20 protein-coding genes are annotated in these 18685 nt (G+C 75.0%); 15 read left to right on the top strand and 5 right to left on the bottom strand.

The annotated features are described in order from the left end of the window. Window positions 1-503: 503 nt before the first annotated feature. Genes KPL60_RS32835 through KPL60_RS32860 form a run of 6 tightly spaced genes read left to right on the top strand, consistent with a single transcriptional unit; the run spans window position 504 to window position 6218 of the window. Window positions 504-1880 (top strand): ferric reductase-like transmembrane domain-containing protein, encoded by a 1377-nt coding sequence (locus KPL60_RS32835; RefSeq protein ID WP_226368186.1) that lies wholly within the window; start codon window positions 504-506, stop codon window positions 1878-1880. A gap of 17 nt (window positions 1881-1897) precedes the next feature. After that, complete coding sequence (locus KPL60_RS32840) at window positions 1898-2872, top strand: DUF4142 domain-containing protein (RefSeq protein ID WP_226368187.1); 975 nt, start codon at window positions 1898-1900, stop codon at window positions 2870-2872. Further along, complete coding sequence (locus tag KPL60_RS32845; protein WP_226354685.1) at window positions 2869-3828, top strand: hypothetical protein; 960 nt, start codon at window positions 2869-2871, stop codon at window positions 3826-3828. The genes KPL60_RS32840 and KPL60_RS32845 overlap by 4 nt, the downstream gene beginning before the upstream one ends. Window position 3829: 1 nt before the next feature. Further along, window positions 3830-4402: a hypothetical protein gene (locus tag KPL60_RS32850; protein ID WP_226354686.1), complete on the top strand. Its 573-nt coding sequence runs from the start codon at window positions 3830-3832 to the stop codon at window positions 4400-4402. After that, complete coding sequence (locus KPL60_RS32855) at window positions 4402-5721, top strand: DUF6529 family protein (RefSeq protein ID WP_226368188.1); 1320 nt, start codon at window positions 4402-4404, stop codon at window positions 5719-5721. Before KPL60_RS32850 ends, KPL60_RS32855 begins: the two co-directional genes overlap by 1 nt. Window positions 5722-5759: 38 nt before the next feature. Beyond that, complete coding sequence (locus tag KPL60_RS32860; protein WP_226368189.1) at window positions 5760-6218, top strand: Rieske (2Fe-2S) protein; 459 nt, start codon at window positions 5760-5762, stop codon at window positions 6216-6218. Between the two features lie 77 nt (window positions 6219-6295). Here KPL60_RS32860 and KPL60_RS32865 read toward each other — a convergent pair whose 3' ends face one another. Further along, a complete protein-coding gene (locus KPL60_RS32865; RefSeq protein WP_226368190.1) occupies window positions 6296-7021 on the bottom strand; it encodes a hypothetical protein in 726 nt (241 codons plus the stop codon). A gap of 191 nt (window positions 7022-7212) precedes the next feature. Here KPL60_RS32865 and KPL60_RS32870 point away from each other — a divergent pair, with 191 nt between their 5' ends. The 3 genes from KPL60_RS32870 to KPL60_RS32880 all read left to right on the top strand — a co-directional run bounded on the left by KPL60_RS32870 (window position 7213) and on the right by KPL60_RS32880 (window position 9445). Further along, the gene (locus KPL60_RS32870) at window positions 7213-8349 is read left to right on the top strand and encodes a sensor histidine kinase (RefSeq protein WP_226368191.1); all 1137 of its coding nucleotides are present in this window, start codon (window positions 7213-7215) and stop codon (window positions 8347-8349) included. Continuing rightward, the gene (locus KPL60_RS32875) at window positions 8346-8996 is read left to right on the top strand and encodes a response regulator transcription factor (protein WP_226368192.1); all 651 of its coding nucleotides are present in this window, start codon (window positions 8346-8348) and stop codon (window positions 8994-8996) included. Before KPL60_RS32870 ends, KPL60_RS32875 begins: the two co-directional genes overlap by 4 nt. Window positions 8997-9304: 308 nt before the next feature. Continuing rightward, a complete protein-coding gene (locus KPL60_RS32880; RefSeq protein ID WP_208826422.1) occupies window positions 9305-9445 on the top strand; it encodes a hypothetical protein in 141 nt (46 codons plus the stop codon). Here KPL60_RS32880 and KPL60_RS32885 read toward each other — a convergent pair. Beyond that, window positions 9432-10907 carry an aldehyde dehydrogenase gene (locus KPL60_RS32885; protein ID WP_226368193.1) on the bottom strand — a complete coding sequence of 492 codons (1476 nt, stop codon included), beginning with the start codon at window positions 10905-10907 and terminating at the stop codon, window positions 9432-9434. The two genes, KPL60_RS32880 and KPL60_RS32885, sit on opposite strands and share 14 nt — an antisense overlap. A gap of 95 nt (window positions 10908-11002) precedes the next feature. Between KPL60_RS32885 and pcaD the strand changes: the two genes are divergently transcribed. Beyond that, entirely contained in the window at window positions 11003-11770 is a 768-nt protein-coding gene (gene pcaD / locus KPL60_RS32890) for a 3-oxoadipate enol-lactonase (protein WP_226368194.1), read from the top strand. 78 nt (window positions 11771-11848) lie between these two features. Here the strand turns inward: pcaD and KPL60_RS32895 are convergent, their stop codons facing one another. Beyond that, window positions 11849-12418, bottom strand: coding sequence for a CGNR zinc finger domain-containing protein (locus KPL60_RS32895; RefSeq protein ID WP_226354694.1), 570 nt, complete (start codon window positions 12416-12418; stop codon window positions 11849-11851). Between the two features lie 55 nt (window positions 12419-12473). Here KPL60_RS32895 and KPL60_RS32900 point away from each other — a divergent pair, with 55 nt between their 5' ends. After that, a complete protein-coding gene (locus KPL60_RS32900; protein WP_226368195.1) occupies window positions 12474-13418 on the top strand; it encodes a DMT family transporter in 945 nt (314 codons plus the stop codon). Between the two features lie 154 nt (window positions 13419-13572). Next, on the top strand, window positions 13573-13770 hold the full coding sequence (locus KPL60_RS32905; protein ID WP_226368196.1) for a DUF397 domain-containing protein: 198 nt from the start codon (window positions 13573-13575) through the stop codon (window positions 13768-13770). A 13-nt stretch (window positions 13771-13783) separates the two neighbouring features. On the opposite strand, the gene KPL60_RS32910 is transcribed toward KPL60_RS32905, so the two are convergent. Continuing rightward, a complete protein-coding gene (locus tag KPL60_RS32910) occupies window positions 13784-14644 on the bottom strand; it encodes a helix-turn-helix transcriptional regulator (RefSeq protein ID WP_226368197.1) in 861 nt (286 codons plus the stop codon). Between the two features lie 234 nt (window positions 14645-14878). On the opposite strand from KPL60_RS32910, the gene KPL60_RS32915 reads away from it, so the two are divergent. Continuing rightward, window positions 14879-15079 carry a hypothetical protein gene (locus KPL60_RS32915; RefSeq protein WP_226368198.1) on the top strand — a complete coding sequence of 67 codons (201 nt, stop codon included), beginning with the start codon at window positions 14879-14881 and terminating at the stop codon, window positions 15077-15079. A 77-nt stretch (window positions 15080-15156) separates the two neighbouring features. Continuing rightward, entirely contained in the window at window positions 15157-15450 is a 294-nt protein-coding gene (locus tag KPL60_RS32920) for a hypothetical protein (protein ID WP_226368199.1), read from the top strand. Between the two features lie 37 nt (window positions 15451-15487). Here the strand turns inward: KPL60_RS32920 and KPL60_RS32925 are convergent, their stop codons facing one another. Continuing rightward, on the bottom strand, window positions 15488-16174 hold the full coding sequence (locus KPL60_RS32925; RefSeq protein WP_226354700.1) for a thioredoxin domain-containing protein: 687 nt from the start codon (window positions 16172-16174) through the stop codon (window positions 15488-15490). A gap of 149 nt (window positions 16175-16323) precedes the next feature. Between KPL60_RS32925 and KPL60_RS32930 the strand changes: the two genes are divergently transcribed. Beyond that, on the top strand, window positions 16324-18633 hold the full coding sequence (locus tag KPL60_RS32930; protein ID WP_226368200.1) for a cation-translocating P-type ATPase: 2310 nt from the start codon (window positions 16324-16326) through the stop codon (window positions 18631-18633). The last annotated feature ends 52 nt before the right edge of the window (window positions 18634-18685 follow it).

An 18685-nucleotide genomic window follows, 5' to 3' on the forward strand; every position in this document is an offset into this window, starting at 1 on the left:
CTCCGGAGCGCCCGGGGGTCCGGGCTCCGGCCGTGCCGGCGTGCCCGCCCGCGCCGCCGGAGGCCGACTGTGCGGGACCAGCGGTGGTCGCGCGCGGTGAACGTGATGTTCCTGAGAGTCATCGCGCCGGTCGGTCGTACGTCCGTACTCCGACCGGAGCGATCGGTCCCCGCCCGCCGGACGCCGGCGACCGGACGGCGGTGCGCGTTCTCAGGAACGCAACCCCGTCCCGGCGGGGTTCCTATGTTCGTGTCACCGCACCGCGGCCCGCTCCCCCTGGATGCCGCGGCGGTGGCCGGGGCTCCCCACCCGGCCGGTTCCACGAACCGGAGTGATCCGATGACCCGCCCCGCCCTGCGCGGACGCGCCCCCGGCGTCCGCCCGACCGTAGCGTCGCACCCGCGACCGGCCCGAGGCCGGTCCGTGACGGTCCACCGCTCGCGCACCCACCACCCCCGCCCGCTGCGGGCACCCTCACCGGCCGGGCGCACGCCCGGCGACCGGTGACCCGCCCGGTTCCGCATCCGGTCACCGCACCCCTGCGGCGGGACACCCCGCCGCCCGCCGACGCCTGGCTGGCGCACCGCCGCGCCCGCACGGTGTGGGGATCCGTGCTGGTCACGGTCCTCGTCGGCCCGTCGTTGATCTGGATGCTCCGTTCCGGACCGCAGCCGCTGCTGCACCAGCTCTCGGTGCTGACCGGGCTGCTCGCGCTGTCGGCGATGGTGATCGTCGCGGTGCTGCCGTCCCGGGTGCGCGGGCTCTCCGGCGCCCTCGGCCTGGAGACCCTGCTCGGCCTGCACCGCAGGCTCGGCGTGCTCGCCGGGGTGCTGGTCGCGCTGCACCTCGCCTGCGTGGTGGCCGACCACCCGGAACGTGTCGGGCTGCTCGTGCCGCTCGCCGCACCGGCCCGCGGCCAGGCCGCCACCCTCGCGACGATCGCGGTCGTCGTGCTGCTGGTGCTCGCGCTGCGCGGTGTCCGGTCCGGCTCGCACGAGGTGTGGCGCTGGCTGCACCTGAGCCTGGCCGCGGTCGTCGTCGGCGCGTCGTCGCTGCACGTGCTGTGGCTGAACAACCTGGTCGGCGGCGCCGTCATGGGGCCCGTGCTGGGCGGGCTCGGCCTGCTGCTGGTCGCGGTGCTGGTGCTCCGCTGGGGCGCCCGCGCGGCGACCGGCGAGTTCCGGGTGCACGTCGTGCGCCCGGAGAGCCCCACCGTGTCGACGCTCGTCCTCGCCCGGCCCGGCCGGCACGCCGGACCGTGGTTCCGGCCCGGCCAGTTCGCCTGGCTGCGGCTGGAGCGGATGTCGGTGGAGGAGCACCCGTTCACCATCGCGTCGTCGGCGTCCGACCGCGGGCGGGTCGAGTTCACCGTGCGGCACACCGGCGACTTCGCCGGGCGGCTGCGCGAGCTGCGCCGCGGCGACCCGGTCTGGGTGGACGGACCGTACGGCTCGTTCACCCCGGACTCGGTGCCGTCCACCGGGCTCGTGCTGATCGCGGGCGGCGTCGGGATCACCCCGATGATGAGCATGCTGCGCACCGCCGCCGACCGCGGCGACCGGCGGCCGTACCGGCTGGTCGTGCACGCCCGCGACCGCGCCGACCTGCTGTTCCGGGCCGAGCTCGCGCACCTGCGCACGCTGATCGACCTGCAGGTCACCGAGGTGCTGCGACGCCCGTCGGCGGACTGGTCCGGGGCGACCGGGCCGATCGACACCGCGCTGCTCGCCGCCGTCCTGACCGACCTCGACGACCCGGCCCGCCGGCTCGACTACTTCGTCTGCGGCCGACCGCAGCTCGTCGGCGACGTCCTCGCCACCCTCACCGCGCTCGGTGTCCCGGACGACCGGGTGCACACCGAGCAGTTCGCCCAGGTCTGAGAAGGGTAGGAGAACCCATGTCCCGCCGGATCCCCGGCCCGCTCCGCTGGTCGGTGCTCGCCGCACTGGCCGCGGTCGCCGCCGTCGTGCTCGCCCAGTACTGGGTGGCGACGTCGGCCGCCACCGACCAGCAGCAGGGGTGGACGCAGACCCGGTGGGGTCCGCTCGGCCCCGCCGACCGCGACCTGCTGCAGAAGGTGCGCCTCGCCGGTCTCTGGGAGGCCCCGACCGGGCAGCAGGGCGAGCAGCAGGCCACCTCGCCCGCCGTCCGCGAGGTCGCCCGCAAGCTCGGCGTCGAGCACCACGACCTCGACGAGCTGGTCCGCTCCACCGCCGAACAGCTCGGGGTCCTGCTGCCCAGCAGGCCCAACGACCAGCAGATCGGCTGGATGAACGACCTGACCGCCCGCACCGGGACCGACTACGACCGCCAGTTCGTGCAGATCCTGCGCGCCGCGCACGGCTCGGTCCTGCCGGTGATCACCGACGTCAAGGTCGGCACCCGCAACGAGCTCATGCGGCAGTTCGCGAACGAGGCGTCGGTGTACGTCACCCGGCACATCGGCTACCTGGAGTCGACCGGGCTGGTCGACTACGCGGCGCTGCCCGCCCCGCCCGACCCGGTGCCGACCGGGACCCGCACCGCGTCCGACGTCGTCGTGCCGGCGCTGGTGGTCGGGGTCGCGCTGCTCGCCGCGGGCGGGCTGCTCATGACCCTGCACCGGCGCGGCCGCCCGGCCCCCGGCCCGGCCGCCGCCCTCGTCCCCGCCCCGCGCCACCCCCGCGACGGCGCCCGGCGGGCCCTGCCGGTCGGCCCGCCCGACCCCTGGGACGAGCTGGCACACGTGCCGCCCGTCCGGCCGCAGCCCGATCCCGAGCCCGGCCTCACCGACGCCACCCCCCACGACCTCGACCTGGACACCGACACCGGAGCGCCGCCCTCCCGCACCACCGGAGCGCACCGCACCGCCCCGAGGAGCCGATACCGATGAGATCCACCACCAGCCGCAGCAGGACGATCGCGGTCACCGCGCTCGCCCTGGGCCTGCTCGTCGCCGGGCCCGCCGCCTATGCCGCCGGGGCCGCCTCCGCCGACCGGAGCGACCGGCCGGCGAACGTCGCCTCCGGGCCGTCCGACTCGACCGGCTCGTCCGGCTCGTCCGACGGCGCCTCCGGGTCCGCGGGGTCCTCCGGGAGCGGCGGTTCGTCCGGGGGCGGGGGGCACGACCACTCCGGGCACACGGGCTCCGGCTCGTCGGGCTCCGGCTCATCGGGCTCCGGTGACGGGTCCGGTGACGGCGCCGGGGCCGGGGCCGGCGGCGGCTCCGCCGACCAGGGTTCCGGCGGCGCGGGGGACAAGCCCGACGCGGGCAAGGACGGGGAGAAGAAGGGCGCGCAGTCGGCGCTCGACATCCTCGCCGTCGACTGCTCCGGCAGCCGGCTCACCGCCCACGACGGCTTCCAGAAGGCGCCCCGCTGCGTGTCCACCGCGTTCGGCGAGGTCGCCGACGCCGACCGCAGCCCGTCGCTGCTCATCACCCAGGCCCCGACGAAGGTCCGGCTCGGGGAGGCGTTCCGCCTGACCGTCAGCACCCGGAACCTCGTCCGCGACCGGTTCCTCCCCGCGGCCCAGGGCGGCTACTACGCCGAGGCGTCCCTGCTCAACGGCCAGGGGCTCCAGCGCGGCCACTTCCACACCGCCTGCCGGATCCTGCCCGACCCGGGCGAGGCACCGGACTCGTCGCCCGATCCGCTGTTCTTCCAGGCCACCGAGGACGGCGGCGGAGGGGCACGGCCGGACAGCGTCACGATCGACGTGCCCGGGGTCGAGCAGACCGGCGAGCTGCAGTGCTCGTCGTGGGCGGGGGACGGGTCGCACCGCACCCCGATGATGCAGCGGGCCAACCAGACGCCCGCGTTCGACTCGGTCCGGATCGAGGTGGGCTGACATGCGACTCTCCGGACCCCTCCTGACCATGGTCGCCGTCGGCGCGGTCGCCGCCGGGGCCGCGACGGCCAACGTCGTGCTCACCGCGGAACCCGAACCGCTGCCCGCGGCGGCCCCCGCCGCCGTCGAACAGGCCGCGGGCTCGCTCGCCCTCCCGGCGGCGCCCGCTCCGACGGCCGCCCCGGCACCGGCCGCGACCGGCAAGGTCGTCTACAAGGGCCGGTCGACGAACGGGAAGGTCACCGTCGACATCTGGGTCACCGACGGCGCCGTGAAGGCCTACGTCTGCGACAACCGCGGCATCGAGTCCTGGACCAAGGGCACCGCCACCCCCGGCGGCACCACCCGCCTGACCGGCAAGGACGGCGCGGAGGTCGAGTACACCGTCGCCGACGGCGTCGCCACCGGCACCGCCCGCGCCGACGGGAGGTCCTGGGACTTCACCGCGGCCCGGACCGACGCGTCCGACCCGGCCCCGGCTGCGACGCCGGCCCCCGCACCCGCCGAGGCCCCGGCCCCGGCCGAGGCGCCGGCTCCGTCCACCGGCGGCAGCGGCTACGGCGGGGGGTACTGATGTCCCCCCGCGCGCGGCACGCGGACCGCGAGCTCACCGACCCGGTCGGGTTCGCCCCGGTCTCCGCGGACATCCCGACCCCCCGCGGCCCCGAGCACAGCGGCGGCTGGGCCGCCGTCCCGGAGCCGTCCTGGGCGCCCGACCACGACCCCGACGGCGGCGCGGACCGGTGGGCGGGCACCGCCGACCGTCGCCGCGACGCCGTCGCGGGGGACCTGTTCACCCCGACCGGCCCGCTCACCCCGCCCCCGGGCGGCGGTTCGGGCGCCCACGGGGTCACCACGCCGCGCCGCCCGGCGCGGGACGCCGGGACCGCGGGTCCCGGCCGCCCGCGCCGGGCCGCCGGTGACCTCCCGCCCTCCGGATGGGCTGAGGGCGCCGACGACACGGCCTGGTCCGGGAGCACCCCCGGCCGCTCCCGGCCCGCCGGCGCGGACCGGCTGCACTGGTCCGACGACGTCGACCACCGCGGCCGGCCGGCCGGCACGGCCGACCACCCCGACGCCTACGAACCGCTCGCCGGCTACGCCGAACCCGGCCGCTACGACCGGACGGGCGACTGGACGGCCGACGGGGCCGATGCCGGCGCCCCGGCCGAGGACCCGGCCGCCGCGTACCGCGAACGCCCCGCACGCCCCGCCGTCCGCGACCGGGCCGACGGCGACGACGGCCCCGGCCGCCGGCCCGGTCGGCGCGGCCCCGGCCGTCGATGGTCCCGCGCGACGGCACCCGACCCGGCACGCGCCCGTCGCCTCCCCGCCGCCGAGGCGGCCCACGACGTCGCGCTCCCGGCGGAGGGCCTGTCGTGGCGGGTCGTCGCCCTCCCCGTCGTCATCGGGTCGCTGGTCGCGGTCGCGCTCGGCGTCTGGGCCCGCCAGCACGTCGGCACCGGCGTCGCGGTCAACCTCGCCGGGTTCTCCAGCGGCGCCGCGGCCAAGGCGTGGCTCGGTTCGGCCGCCCTGGTCCTCGCGATCGTCCAGGGCGTCACCGGCCGGATGATGATGCGCGGCTACGCCGACCCGGTCACCGCGGTCGCGCACCGCTGGTCGGGCCGCGCCGCGGTGCTGGTGACCATGCCCGTCGCCGTGCAGTGCCTCTACGCGTTCGGCTGGTCCGGCGCGACGACGTCGGCGCTGCTGCACTCGGCGCTCGGCTGCCTGTTCTACGGCGCGTTCGTCACCAAGATGCTGCTCCTGCGCCGCCCCGGCGTGCCCGGGTGGCTGCTCGCCGTCGCGGGCGGGGTGCTGCTCGCCGTCCTCGCCGGGGTCTGGCTGACCTCGGCGCTGTGGTTCTTCGCCGGCCACGGCCTGTCGTTCTGACCCCCCCGACCGCTCCCACCGTCCCCCGGAGGTCCCCCGTGTCCCCGATCCCGCGCCGCCGGCTCCTCGCCGGCGCCGGTGCCGCCGTGGCCTGCTGCGCCGCGGGCTGCGCCACCTACGGAACCCCGCGCGACACGGCACCCGCCGCGCCCGCGCCGACCACCCCCGCCCCCGCGGCGGCCGCCCCGAGCAGCAGCGCCGCCGCGGCGCCCGCCGGCATCGCCGCCGTCGACGACGTCCCGGTCGGCGGCGGCCGGGTCTTCGCCGAGCAGAAGGTCGTCGTGACCCGCCCGGACGCGAACACCGTCCTGGCGTTCGACGCGACCTGCCCGCACCAGGGCTGCCTCGTCGACCAGGTCTCCCGGTCCGGCATCTCCTGCCCCTGCCACGGCAGCCGGTTCGCCGTCTCCGACGGGGCCCCGCTCGACGGCCCCGCCAAGGCCCCGCTCACCTCGCGACCGGTGCGGGTCGAGGGCGGGCAGGTGGTCCTGGCCTGACGGTCCCGACGTGACGCCGCCGACGTGACGGTGGGCCCGCACACCCCCCCGGTGCGCGGGCCCGCCGTCGGATGCGGTCAGGCCACCCGGCCCGCCGCGACGACGTCCGGGGACCCGCGGCGGATCATCCGCACACCGAGCACCATCAGCGGCGCGCCGCACAGCACGGTCAGCGCGGCCGTCGCGACGACGCCGACCATCGAGCCCAGCATCGGCGCGAGGAACCACATCGCGAGCCAGCCCGGCACCGCCCACCAGCCGATGACGCCCGCCCGCGCCAGCCCGGCCATCAGCACGGCCGGCCCCAGCAGGCCGAACACCTTCCCGGTGAGCAGCCAGACCTGCACCCACGGGACGCCCGCGTCGAGGCTCTCCAGCACCGCACCGGCGACGTCGGGTCCGACCCGGTTCGACATCGACGCCAGGTAGTGGTCGCTCAGCAGGAGCCCGGACATCTGCACCGCGCCGAACGCCGTCGCCGCCGCACCGACGGTCGTCAGGCCCCGGCCCCGGCGACCCCGCACCATCGCGACCGCGGCGAACGCCCCGAACACGAGGGCGACCCACCCGTAGTGCAGGAAGGCCGCGGAGATCCCGGTGACCACCGGGTCCGCGCCGAGCGAGGCGGCGTAGTCGGACCCGGAGTTGCTCGCCTGCGGCGGTGAGGTCGCGAACCCGCCCGCCACGAGCAGCGGGGTGAGCACGAGCAGGCCACCCGCGATCCGGAACGGCCACACGGAGGCCGCGGCCCGGTCGGCGGCGGCGTCGGCCGGAACGGCGGTGGCGGGCGTGGTGGTGGACATCGGTGGACTCCCCGTCCTCGGCGGGCCCGCCGGTCGCGGCGCCCTGAGCAGCGACGACGATGCCGCCGGACCCCGCCCCGGCGGATCGTCCCGGTCGGCCGACCCGGCGGGCCCCGGAGAGGACCCGGGCGGCCCCGGGGTCCTCCGTGGAGAGGATCCGCAGGGCCCGGATCGCCGCTAGCGTCGCGGGCGTGCGCCTGCCGAAGCCCTCGATGCCGTGGGCGTTCGCCGTGCCCGCGGCCGGGCTGTGCGCGGCGGCCGTGCTGGCCGAGGCCGGCGGCGACCCCGAGGGCGTGGGGCTGGTGCCGTCGACGTGGGGGCTGGCCGCGTTCGTCGCCGCGGTGTTCCTGCTGGCCGCCCGCGTCCCGGTCGCCGGGCCGCCGCTGATGCTGGTGCCGTTCGCGTGGCCGCCGCTGTTCGGTGGCGGCGCGGGCGGTGCACAGCTGATCGCGCTGATGCTGCTGCTGGGCCACCTCGGCTACCGGTGCACCGGGCGGGTCGCGCTGGGCGTCTACGCCGCCACCGCCGGGTCCGCCGGGCTCTACGTCGGCATCTGGCTCGGCTCGCCCTGGGAGATCGCGTTCTACCCGTTCGTCCTCGGCGCGGCCACGGCGATGGGGGTGCTGCTGCGGCGCGAGGAGCTGCGGTCGGCGCAGCTGCGGGCGATGACCGCCGAGCTCGCCGCGCAGCGCGACGCGCTGGCCGAGGCCGCCGTCGCCCAGGAACGGGTGCGGATCTCCCGGGAGCTGCACGACGCCGTCGCCCACACCGTGTCGGTGATGACCCTGCAGGCCGGGGTGGTGCGCCGGCGGATGCCCGACGGGTCGGCCGAGCGCACCGCGCTCGAGTCGGTGGAGCAGCTGGGCCGCCGGTCGGTCGACGAGCTGCGCCGCGTCGTCGGGCTGCTGCGCGAGGAGACGCCCGGTGCGGCCGAGCCCGCGCCGTCGCTGGCCCGGCTCGAGGAGCTCGCCGCCGACGTGCGGGCGGCCGGGACCCCGGTCGTCGTCGACGTCCGCGGGCGGCTGCGGGACCTGCCCGACGACCTGGACCGGTCGGCGTACCGGATCGTGCAGGAGGCACTCAGCAACACCGTCCGGCACGCGGGGACGGCGACCGCGCACGTCGTCGTCGACCACTCCGACGGCACGCTCGTCGTCTCCGTCCACGACGACGGCACCGGCGCCCCGGGACCGGACCGGGCCGGGTACGGGCTGGTCGGGATGCGGGAGCGGGTCGAGCTGTTCGGCGGCGAGCTGGCGGCCGGGCCGCGCCCGGGCGGCGGGTTCGCCGTGCACGCCCGCTTCCCGCTGGAACGGGGGACACCGTGATCCGGGTCGTGCTCTGCGACGACGAGGCGCTGGTCCGCGCGGGCCTGCGGATGCTGCTCGACGGTGAGACCGACGTCGACGTCGTCGGGGAGGCCGACGACACCGCCTCCGCGGTCCGGGCGGTGCGGGCCCTCGACCCGGACGTCGTGCTGATGGACGTCCGGATGCCCGGCGGGGGCGGGCTCGCCGCCGCCGCGGAGCTCGCCGCGGCCGGCTCGACCGCCCGGGTACTGGTGCTCACCACCTTCGACGACGACGCCGTCGTCGACGCGGCACTGCGCGCGCGGGTGGCCGGGTTCCTGCTCAAGACCTCCCCGCCGGAGCAGCTGCTCGACGCGGTACGCCGGATCGCCGCCGGCGGGGGACAGCTCGACCCGGCCGTCGTGCCGCGGGTGATCGCCCGCTACGCCGAGGCCCCCGCCCCGTCGGCCCGGGCCGAGGAGCTGTCCCGGCTGACCCCGCGGGAGACCGACGTGCTGCGCGAGGTCGGGCGGGGCCTGTCGAACGCCGAGGTCGCCGCCGCCCTGCACCTGGGCGAGACGACGGTGAAGACCCACCTCGGTCGGGTGCTCGACAAGCTCGGCCTGCGCGACCGCGCCCGGGCGATCGCCTTCGCCCACGAGAGCGGGCTGCTCGGCGACCGCTGAGAACCCTGCGCGCGAACGACGGGCTCGGCTGGTCCGGACGGCCGAACGCATTCCCATCCGTCGCGCTCGCGGGTCCGTCCACCGGTCGGGGTCTCAGCTCGCGAACAGCGGCCCCCACCGGTCCGTAGCGTGCGGTCCGCACCGGTTCCGTGGTCGCTCCCCGACTTCCGCGCCGCGCGACGTGCCGCCGGATCCGGCGACGCTCCCCGTCGCCGGACCCGCGCGTCCTGGCCGCGGTGCCGGAGGACCGCCGTGCCCGGGACCTCGACCCCGGGCACGGCGGTGCACACCGCCGACGGAAGGCCCCCATGAGCACGTCCGAGACCCGTACCGACACCCCCGCCGCCCGCGTGCCCGCCCCGCGTCGTGCCGACCGCGGCGAGCGCTGGACCGAGCGGCTGGGCTGGGAGGAGTCCCCGGACCGGGGGTCCCGGGTCAGCCGAGGGTGAACGGGTCGCGGGTGCCGCCGGACAGCTCCACCCACACCGACTTGTTCTCCAGGTACTCCTCGACGGCCGCGACGCCGTTCTCCCGGCCGAGCCCGGAGTGCCCGAACCCGCCGAACGGGACGCTCGGCGCCACCACCCGGTAGGCGTTGATCCACACCGTGCCGGCCCGGATCCGTCCGGCGACGCGGTGCGCCCGGTGCACGTCCTTCGTCCACACCGCGCCGGCCAGGCCGTACGGGGTGTCGTTGGCCAGCTTCACGGCCTCGTCCTCGTCGGTGAAGGTGAGCGCCGCGAGCACCGGGCCGAACACCTCCTCCCGGTAGACCGTGGACTCGGGCGTCACCCCGGTGATCACGGTCGGCTGCACGAAGTAGCCGCCCAGCCCGGACTCCGCGGCCCCGCCGTAGGCGACGGTGTTGCCCTCCGCCTTCGCCGTCTCCAGGTAGCCGAGGACCTTCTCGTACTGCGGCCCGTTCGCGACCGGACCCATCTCGGTGTCCTCGGCGTTCGGGTCGCCGAGTGTGATCGTCGCCGCGCGCTCGGCGATGAGCCGGACGAGCTCGTCGTGGACGTCGGCGTGCACGATCAGCCGCGACCCCGCCATGCAGGTCTGGCCGGTCGCGGCGAACACGCCGGCGATGATCCCGTTCGCGGCCGACTCCAGGTCGGCGTCGGGGAACACGACCTGCGGGGACTTGCCGCCCAGCTCCAGGGTGACCTTGTTCAGGTTCTCCGCGGCGGCCTTCGCGATCGACCGCCCGGTCGCGGTGGAGCCGGTGAACGCGACCTTGTCGACGCCCGGGTGCCCGGCCAGGTGTGCTGCGGTGTCCCGGTCGTTCGTGGTGACGACGTTGACCACGCCGGCCGGGATCCCGGCCTTCTCGATCAGCTCGGCCCACTTCAGCGTCGAGGCGGGCGAGTGCTCCGACGGCTTCACGACGATCGTGCAGCCCGCGGCCAGCGCGGGCGCGACCTTCCAGGTCATCAGCAGCAGCGGGGAGTTCCACGGCGTGATCGCCGCGACGACGCCGACCGGCTCCTTGCGCGTGTAGACCAGGTAGTTCGGGTTCGGCGCCGGGATCTGGCGGCCCTCGATCGTCGGGGCGATCCCGGCGTAGTAGTGGTACCAGCCGCCGAGCCCGTTGAGCTGGCCGATCATCTCCCGGTACAGCTTCCCGGAGTCGTTGACCTCGGTCCGGGCCAGCGCCTCGGCGTTCTCGGTGATCAGGTCGCCCAGCCGGCGCAGGCAGGCGGCGCGGGCGAACGGGGTCATCGCGCCCCACTCGCCGTCGAGCGCGGTGCGGGCGGCGGCGACGGCGGTGTCGACGTCGCCGGGGCCGCAGTCCGGCACGGTCGCCCACGGCGCTCCGGTGAACGGGTTCTGCGTCTCGAAGGTGCGGCCGGACGCCGCGTCGGACGGCTTCCCGCCGATCAGCATCCTGAAGGTCTCGAGCTCGGCCATGGACGGTCCTCTCTCCAGCGGCTCCGGTGGCGCACGTCCTCGCCGGTGACCCTACGAACCCGGGCCACGATCCGCAGCCGGTGCAGGATGGGCACATGGCACTCGCTCTGCACCACGTCGTGGACGGTCCGGCTGACGCACCGGCCGTGCTGTTCGGCCCGTCGCTGGGGACCGACCTGCACCTGTTCGACGCCCAGGTGGCGGCCCTGTCCGACCGCTTCCGCTGCGTCCGGTTCGACCTGCCCGGCCACGGCGACTCGGCCCCCGTCACCGGTGACCTCACGATCTCCGAGCTCGGCCGCGGCGCGCTCGCCGCCGCCGACGCCGCCGGAATCGGGGACTTCCACTACGTCGGCGTCTCGATCGGCGGGGCGATCGGCCAGTGGCTCGGCGTGCACGGCGGGGAGCGGGTGCGTAGCATCGCGGTCCTGGCGACGGCGGCGCGCTTCCCGAACCCGGACTCGTGGCCGCAGCGCGCGGCGACCGTGCGGGCCGACGGCACGGCCGCGATGGTCGGCTCCCGGCCCGGGACCTGGTACGTCGAGACCTGGGCGCAGCGCGACCCGGCCGGAGAGCAGCGGCTGCTGGACATGCTGCGCGCCGCCGACGACGAGAGCTACGCCGCCTGCTGCGCCGCCATCGGCGCCTTCGACATCCGCGCCGAGCTGGGGGCGGTGTCGGTGCCGGCGCTCGTCGTGGCGGGGGCGGACGACCCGGCGACGCCGCCGTCGTCGCTGCGCGAGATCGCCGACGCGATCCCCGGCGCCCGCTACGCCGAGGTCGCCGACTCCGCGCACCTGCTGAACTACGAGCGCCCCGACGAGGTCAACGCCCTGCTCACCGAGCACCTGCCCGGCAGATGACGTCGATCAGTACCCGAGCGCGGTCCCGACCGGGGCGCACCGCGCTCAGGTACTGATCGACACGGCGGGGACGGGGTGTCAGGGCGTCCGGGTGGCGCGGCGGGCGCGGTAGGCGGCGACGTGCGCGCGGTTCGCGCAGTTGCCGGTGTCGCAGAACCGCTTGGACCGGTTGCGGGACAGGTCGACCAGCACGGCGTCGCAGTCCTCGGCGGCGCAGCGGCGCAGCCGGGACAGGTCGTCGCCGCGCACCAGGTCGACGACCGACATCGCGATCTCGGCGCCCATCCGGTCCGCGAGCGGCGCGTCCTGGGGCGTGACGTGCAGGTGCCAGTCCCAGCCGTCGTGCCGCGCGAGGTGCGGGCGCGCGTCGGTCTCGGCGAGGATCGCGTTGACCAGCGTGACGGTGCCGTCGCGGTGGGGGCCGTCGTCGTCGCCGTGGGCGGGCCACAGCCCGGCCAGCCGCTCGCGGAGCGCACGGACGGCCCGGCGCTCGTCGTCGGAGCCGGAGCGGCGCCCCGAGTACGGCTGCTCGGCCAGCCACGCCGCGAAGCCCGGCACGTCGTCGAGCGGGTCCGGCTCGGCCCGACGGGTGTTCACCAGCGCCGCGGCCGCCGCGAGCAGCACCTGGGTGTCATGGGCGAATTCCATGTTGACCCCTGACATGGTCGGTTCCTAGTGTCAGGAGTCTATGGGTGCTTCGGTCGTGACACGGGATCACATGGTCCGCGGGCTGATGTGGGCGCTGGTCTCGGCCGCCGCGTACGGCTTCTCCGGACCGCTCGGCGCGGCGTTCCTGGAGGCGGGCTGGTCGCCCGGGCTCACGACGCTGCTGCGCATCGCGGGCGCCGCCGTCCTGCTGCTCCCGGTCACGGTCGTGATGCTGCGCCGGCACCCGCTCAGCGCGCCGAACGCCCGCAAGGTCCTGCTCTACGGCCTGGCCGCCGTCGCCGGTGTCCAGCTGTGCTTCTTCCAGGCGCTGCAGCACCTGTCGGTGGGCGTCGCGCTGCTGCTGGAGTTCCTCGCGCCCGTGCTGCTCGTCGGCTGGACCTGGGCGCGGACCCGGCGCACCCCGGCCGCGGTGACGCTCGTCGGCTGCCTGGTCTCGCTCGCCGGACTCGTGCTGGTCGTCGACCCGTTCGGGCCCCAGCGCGTCGACCTGACGGGAATCCTGTGGGGCCTCGGCGCGGCGGTGTGCGTCTGCGTCTACTTCCTGCTGCCCGGCGGCGACGACGAGGGCGGCGTCCCGCCGTTGCTGATGATCTCCGGGGCGATGGTCGTCGGCGCGGTCACGCTCACCGTGACCGGTCTGCTCGGCATCACGCCATGGCGGGTGGGGGAGTCCAGCGGCCGGCTGGCGGGCGTCGACGTGCCCTGGCCGGTGCTGCTGGGGATGCTCGTCGTGCTCGCGACGGCGCTGCCGTACCTCACGGGGATCATCGCCATCCGGCGGCTCGACACGCGCGTCGCGTCGTTCGTGGGACTGTCCGAGGTGATGTTCGGGGTGCTGGCGGCCTGGGCGCTGATCGCGCAGGTGCCGACCCTGGTCCAGGTGGGTGGTGGGGTGCTGATCCTCGGGGGGATCGTGCTGATCCGGCGGGCGGAGAACCGGGTCGCGGCGACGCCGAGTGAGATCGCCACCCAGGGCTGAGGACTCCTCCTGGCCGGACCGCTAGTCTCCTCACCGCGACAGTCGGCAGCTCACCCGTGAGTGTGCGTTTCCGTTTCCCGACGCCCGCTCCTGTCGTTTGCTGAACACGGCGTTCCCCGGCGCCGGTGACGCTCCCCGACAGAACGAGGCGACGGTGTCCGAGAGCAACTTCGTGGTCAGTTCCTTCTGTGTACGCGGCGAATGTGTGGAGGTCGCGGCGCCTGCGGACGTCATTGTCGTCCGGGCGACCGGCGACCGGGATGTGACGGTCACCTTCACCGACGCCGAGTGGACAGCCTTCGTCGCAGGCGTCAAGAACGGTGAGTTCGACCTCGAGACTCTTCGCGGCTGAGGTCAGCCCCGACTCAGCGGTTCAGTGCTGCTTCGATCAGCACTCTGCTCGCGTCGGGTGTCAGTGCCACGCCAAGCAGTTCTTCCCAAACGCTCTCGTATCCCGCAAGGGATTGTGGTCCGTCGACAAAGGAGTCACTGCCGGTCCCCTCGACGTTGACGACCGGCCAGTCGAGGTCGGGGTCGCGAGGATCAAAGATCGAGAAGGTGCTGGTGGCGTTGGTCCATCCTGCGCTGAACGGAACCACCTGAAGGCAGACGTTGTCCTGATCGGCCCGCCGAATCAGCTCGGCTGCCTGATTGCGCATCACCTCGGGATCGGAACAGCGGTAGAGCGCCACCTCGTCCATCAGGACATGCAACTCCAACGGCGGAGCGTCGGATCGGCGGAGATCGATCACATGCTGGCGGCCCATGCGAATCTCGACCATTCGGTCGATCTCCGCAGGTTCCTTCTCCGAGTACGCTTGGGTGATCAGCTGCCGCGCGTAGTCCTCCGTCTGTAGTAGGCCCGCGACCGGGATGCAGTACATCCGCTTGGCTCGTGCTTCGGTCTCCAGTGAGATGAGCATGTCCAGGTCGACGCCGAAGGAGGCGGGTCCCAGAGGCTGCCACCAGCCTCGGGACTTCGCGCCATCCGCCCATTCGAGCAGCCTCCTGCGGTCTGTCTCAGAGGCGTCGTAGATGTCGAGCAGATCGCGAACATCCCGAAACTTGGGCTCGACCTGTCCGGTCTCAATGCGAGACAGCTTGGACGGGGAGATCTCGAGGATCTTGGCGATCTCAGACAGCTGCTTGTGGCGTCTCACCCTCAGCTGCTTGAGAGCCCAGCCGAGACGTCGGCGAATGACGACCGGACCGTGCGTCGCGGTCATTCTCGATCTCCTCATGCTGGTCCGGACGGCCGAGGAGATCGTACCGCGGATGCAATTGCAGAGTAGATATTGCTTTCAGTCTGGTGCAGGCGGGCGTTCGCACCGCATACTCAGCTCCCAGATCCTGGACAGCGGTCACCACCGCTGAAGGGGGTGCGCCATGCACGACCATGACGGCACCACACACAGTCCCGAGATCCCCACCCCGCCGCACCAGAGCGGAGGTGGCACACCATGACCACCTCGCTGATCCTCGTCGGCGGAGTCCTCGCCCTCATCTGGTTCTCCGTGCTCATCGGCATGTCGATGGACACCGAGACCCAGCGGCGCCAGTGGAAGCGGGTCGCCCGCGAACGCCGGGACCACTGGGAGGAACGGCAACTGGTCCTCCGCAGCTGCCCCCGGCTGGACTGTCCGCTCCGACGTCCCGGCTGACCGGCAGGTCCGTCCGGGCCCGGCCCGATGAGCTGGGGCGCCGCTGGAGCAGCCTCGGGCCCGAGGGGAGTGCCGTGATGCAGGTCGTCGACCACGAGCCGCACGCCTGGTTCCTGCTGCGCGACGACGCCGGGACCTACCTGGACGTGAACTGCTCGCACGGCCCGGTCGGGTGCTCGGTGCTCCTGGAGCTCGACGACGACGAGCGCCGCGCCCTCGACGAGGGCGGACGCGGCTACCTGGACGATCTCGCCGCGACCGTCGCGTACCGGGTCCGCTCGCCGTACCGGGACCGCGACCTGACCCGGGCCCGCGGCCACGAGGTGACCGCGGCCGTCGCCGCGTGGCGCTCCGGTGGCGCGACGGACTGAGCCGTATGGCGCCCCGGTGGCGCAGAGGACCGGGGCCTCAGCCCGCGGCGACCGCCTGCTGGAGGGCCTGCGGGGTCGCGTCGATCTGGGTGCCGTCGACCTTCACGGTCGGGGTGCCGGACACGCCGTCGCGCAGCGACTGCTGGGTGATCTGGGTGACCCACGGCGCGTAGCGCTGGTCGTCGACGCACTGGGCGAAGTCGCCGCCCGCGCCGGCCTTCTGCCCGAGCGCGACCAGCTGCTCGTTCGGGAGCCCGGCGCCGCCCTCGGCGGGCTGGTTGTCGTAGAGCTCCTTCTCGAACTGTGGGAACACCCCGGCCGCGGCGGCGCATCCGGCCGCGGCGCCCGCACGGGTCGAGTACCGGGTCGACGACGCCCGGTCCAGGATGGCGATCGGGTGGTAGACGATCTTCGCCTGGCCGGAGGACACGATCTGGTCGAGCGTCTGCCCGGACTGTGCCTCGAACTGCTTGCAGATCGGGCACTGGAAGTCGAGGTAGATGTCGATCGTCTTCGGGGCCGCCTCGTTGCCGACGGTCACGCCCTGCGCGGACGCGTTCGCCGGTACCGCGATCCCGCCGCCGGAGTTCTTCCAGTAGACGCCGACACCGACGACCGCGGCGAAGGCCACCACGACGATCAGCGCGATCACCGTGAACTGCGACGGTCCCTTCCTCGCGGTGAGCGGGTTCTTCGCCGCCGCCTTCCGCTTCCCGGTGGCCATCAGGGTTCCTCCTCGGACGTCCGCGTGCCCCCACTCCCGACGACCAGTTGTACGCCCTGTCGCCCCGCAACGGTTCGGCGGGGCGCCGGTCCGCCGCAGGTCAGGGGCCCGGGTGGCGGATCTTCGATCGCGTGTAGAACCATGGGGTCGTGAGTACCGACAGCGCCGTGGACCGGGCCGTAGGGGAGACGGACGTCCGTACGGTCGAGCTCAAGATCGACGGCATGACCTGCGCGGCCTGCGTCGGACGGGTCGAGCGCAAGCTCGGCAAGCTCGACGGCGTCGACGCGACCGTCAACCTCGCCACCGAGCGCGCGCTGGTCCGGTACCCGTCGGCGACCCCGGTCGCGACCCTGGTCGAGACGGTCCGCAAGGCCGGCTACGGCGCCACCGAGATCCGCCCGACCGACACCGGCGACGAGGCCACCTCCGACGACACCGCGCTGCGGCGGCTGCGGACCCGGATGGCCGTCGCGCTCATCCTGTTCATCCCGCTGGCCGACCTGTCGCTGGCGATGTCGCTGGTCCCGTCGCTGCGCTTCCCGTACTGGCAGTGGGTGGTCGTCGCGCTGGCGCTGCCCGTCGTCGGCTGGGCGGCGTGGCCGTTCCACCGCACCGCCGTGCTGAACCTGCGCCACGGGACGACGTCGATGGACACCCTCGTCTCGCTCGGCGTGATCTCGGCGTCGGCCTGGTCGCTGGGCGAGATGGCGTTCCTCGACACCCGGCAGACCCTCACCGGGTGGGACGCGGTGCTGCACCCGTCCGGCCCGCTCTACCTCGAGGTCGCCGCCGGGGTCACGACGTTCGTGCTGGCCGGGCGGTACTTCGAGGCCCGCGCCCGCCGTACCGCCGGGCGTGTCATGCGCTCGCTCGCCGCGCTGGAGACCGACGAGGTCACGGTCCTGTCCGGGGGGACGGAGTCCCGCGTCCCCGTGCGACGGCTGCGGGTCGGCGACCGCTTCCTGGTGCGGCCGGGCGAGCGGGTCGCCGCCGACGGCGTCGTCGAGACCGGGCGGGCCGCCGTCGACACGAGTGCGATGACCGGCGAACCGGTCCCGGTCGAGGTCGGGCCGGGCGACGCCGTCACCGGCGGCACGATCGCCTCGGGCGGGCGGCTGGTCGTCGTCGCAGAGCAGGTCGGCGCGGACACCCGGCTCGCGCGGATGATCGCGGCCGTCGAGCGGGCGCAGACCGAGAAGTCCGCGACGCAGCGGCTGGTCGACCGGGTGTCGTCGGTGTTCGTGCCGGTGGTGCTGGCGCTGGCGCTGCTCACCCTCGGGGGCTGGTTGCTGGCCGGCGCGGGCTGGGCCGGCGCGCTGGCGCCCGCGATCGCCGTGGTGATCATCGCCTGCCCCTGCGCGCTGGGGCTGGCGACGCCGACCGCGCTGATGGTCGCGACCGGCCGCGGCGCCGAGCTGGGCATCTTCGTGAAGGGGCACCGGGCGCTGGAGACCACCCGGGCCGCCGACACCGTCGTCCTCGACAAGACCGGCACGCTGACGACCGGGCGGATGGCCGTGGTCGAGGTCGCCGCCCTCCCGGGTTCGGACGCGGCGCAGGTGCTGGCCCGCGCCGCCGCCGTCGAGAGCGGGTCCGAGCACGCCATCGCCGCCGCGATCCGTGCCCACGCCGGACCGGACGTCCCGGCGGTGGAGGACTTCGTCGCGCTGCCCGGGCTCGGCGCCCGCGGCACCGTCGACGGCCGCACCGTCTCCGTCGGGCGCCCCCCGGAGGACGCGGGCGCGCTCGCGCCGCGGCTCGCGGAGTGGGAGGCAGCCGGGCACACCGTCGTCGCCGTGCACGTCGACGACGCCCTCGCCGGGCTGGTCGCGCTGGCCGACCCGGTGAAGGAGTCCGCGCCGGTCGCGGTGGCCGAGCTCGTCGCGATGGGGCTGCGCCCGGTGCTGCTGACCGGTGACCGGCCCGCCGCCGCGCACGCCGTCGCCCGGGCCTGCGGGATCACCGAGGTCGTTGCCGGGGCGCTGCCCGACGGCAAGGTCGACCACGTCCGTGCGCTGCAGGCGCAGGGCCGCACCGTCGCCATGGTCGGCGACGGGGTGAACGACGCCGCCGCCCTCGCCGCGGCCGACCTGGGCATCGCCGTCGGCTCGGGCACCGACGTCGCCCTGGAGGCCGCCGACGTCGTGCTCGTACGCGACGACCTGCGCGTGCTCCCGGCGACCGTCGAGCTGGCCCGCGCCACGATGGGCACCATCCGCGGGAACCTGTGGTGGGCGTTCGGCTACAACACCGCGGCGATCCCCATCGCGATGGCGGGTCTGCTGAACCCCCTGCTCGCCGGGGCCGCGATGGCGCTGTCGTCGTTCCTGGTGGTCACCAACAGCCTGCGGCTGCGGAAGGCGGCGAGCTGGGCCGACGGCACCCTCGGCGGGACGCGCACCCCGGTCGGCGAGGAGTCGACCGACTACGTGGAGCCCGCGGTCCACACCCCCTGACCGGGCGGGCGTGGTCGCCGGAATACGGCGGCCCGTCCCGCGGCTGATCCAG

The sequence above is a fragment of the Pseudonocardia sp. ICBG162 genome (assembly GCF_020496225.1).
Classification (GTDB): domain Bacteria; phylum Actinomycetota; class Actinomycetes; order Mycobacteriales; family Pseudonocardiaceae; genus Pseudonocardia; species Pseudonocardia alni.

Bases quoted from the DNA above. Each gene is read 5' to 3' on its own strand.
- KPL60_RS32865 (WP_226368190.1), bottom strand. From the start codon at position 7,021: ATGTCCACCACCACGCCCGCCACCGCCGTTCCGGCCGACGCCGCCGCC.
- KPL60_RS32840 (WP_226368187.1), top strand. From the start codon at position 1,898: ATGTCCCGCCGGATCCCCGGCCCGCTCCGCTGGTCGGTGCTCGCCGCA.
- KPL60_RS32915 (WP_226368198.1), top strand. From the start codon at position 14,879: ATGACCACCTCGCTGATCCTCGTCGGCGGAGTCCTCGCCCTCATCTGG.
- KPL60_RS32885 (WP_226368193.1), bottom strand. From the start codon at position 10,907: ATGGCCGAGCTCGAGACCTTCAGGATGCTGATCGGCGGGAAGCCGTCC.
- pcaD (WP_226368194.1), top strand. From the start codon at position 11,003: ATGGCACTCGCTCTGCACCACGTCGTGGACGGTCCGGCTGACGCACCG.
- KPL60_RS32845 (WP_226354685.1), top strand. From the start codon at position 2,869: ATGAGATCCACCACCAGCCGCAGCAGGACGATCGCGGTCACCGCGCTC.
- KPL60_RS32920 (WP_226368199.1), top strand. From the start codon at position 15,157: ATGCAGGTCGTCGACCACGAGCCGCACGCCTGGTTCCTGCTGCGCGAC.
- KPL60_RS32850 (WP_226354686.1), top strand. From the start codon at position 3,830: ATGCGACTCTCCGGACCCCTCCTGACCATGGTCGCCGTCGGCGCGGTC.
- KPL60_RS32880 (WP_208826422.1), top strand. From the start codon at position 9,305: ATGAGCACGTCCGAGACCCGTACCGACACCCCCGCCGCCCGCGTGCCC.
- KPL60_RS32895 (WP_226354694.1), bottom strand. From the start codon at position 12,418: ATGGAATTCGCCCATGACACCCAGGTGCTGCTCGCGGCGGCCGCGGCG.
- KPL60_RS32855 (WP_226368188.1), top strand. From the start codon at position 4,402: ATGTCCCCCCGCGCGCGGCACGCGGACCGCGAGCTCACCGACCCGGTC.
- KPL60_RS32925 (WP_226354700.1), bottom strand. From the start codon at position 16,174: ATGGCCACCGGGAAGCGGAAGGCGGCGGCGAAGAACCCGCTCACCGCG.
- KPL60_RS32910 (WP_226368197.1), bottom strand. From the start codon at position 14,644: ATGACCGCGACGCACGGTCCGGTCGTCATTCGCCGACGTCTCGGCTGG.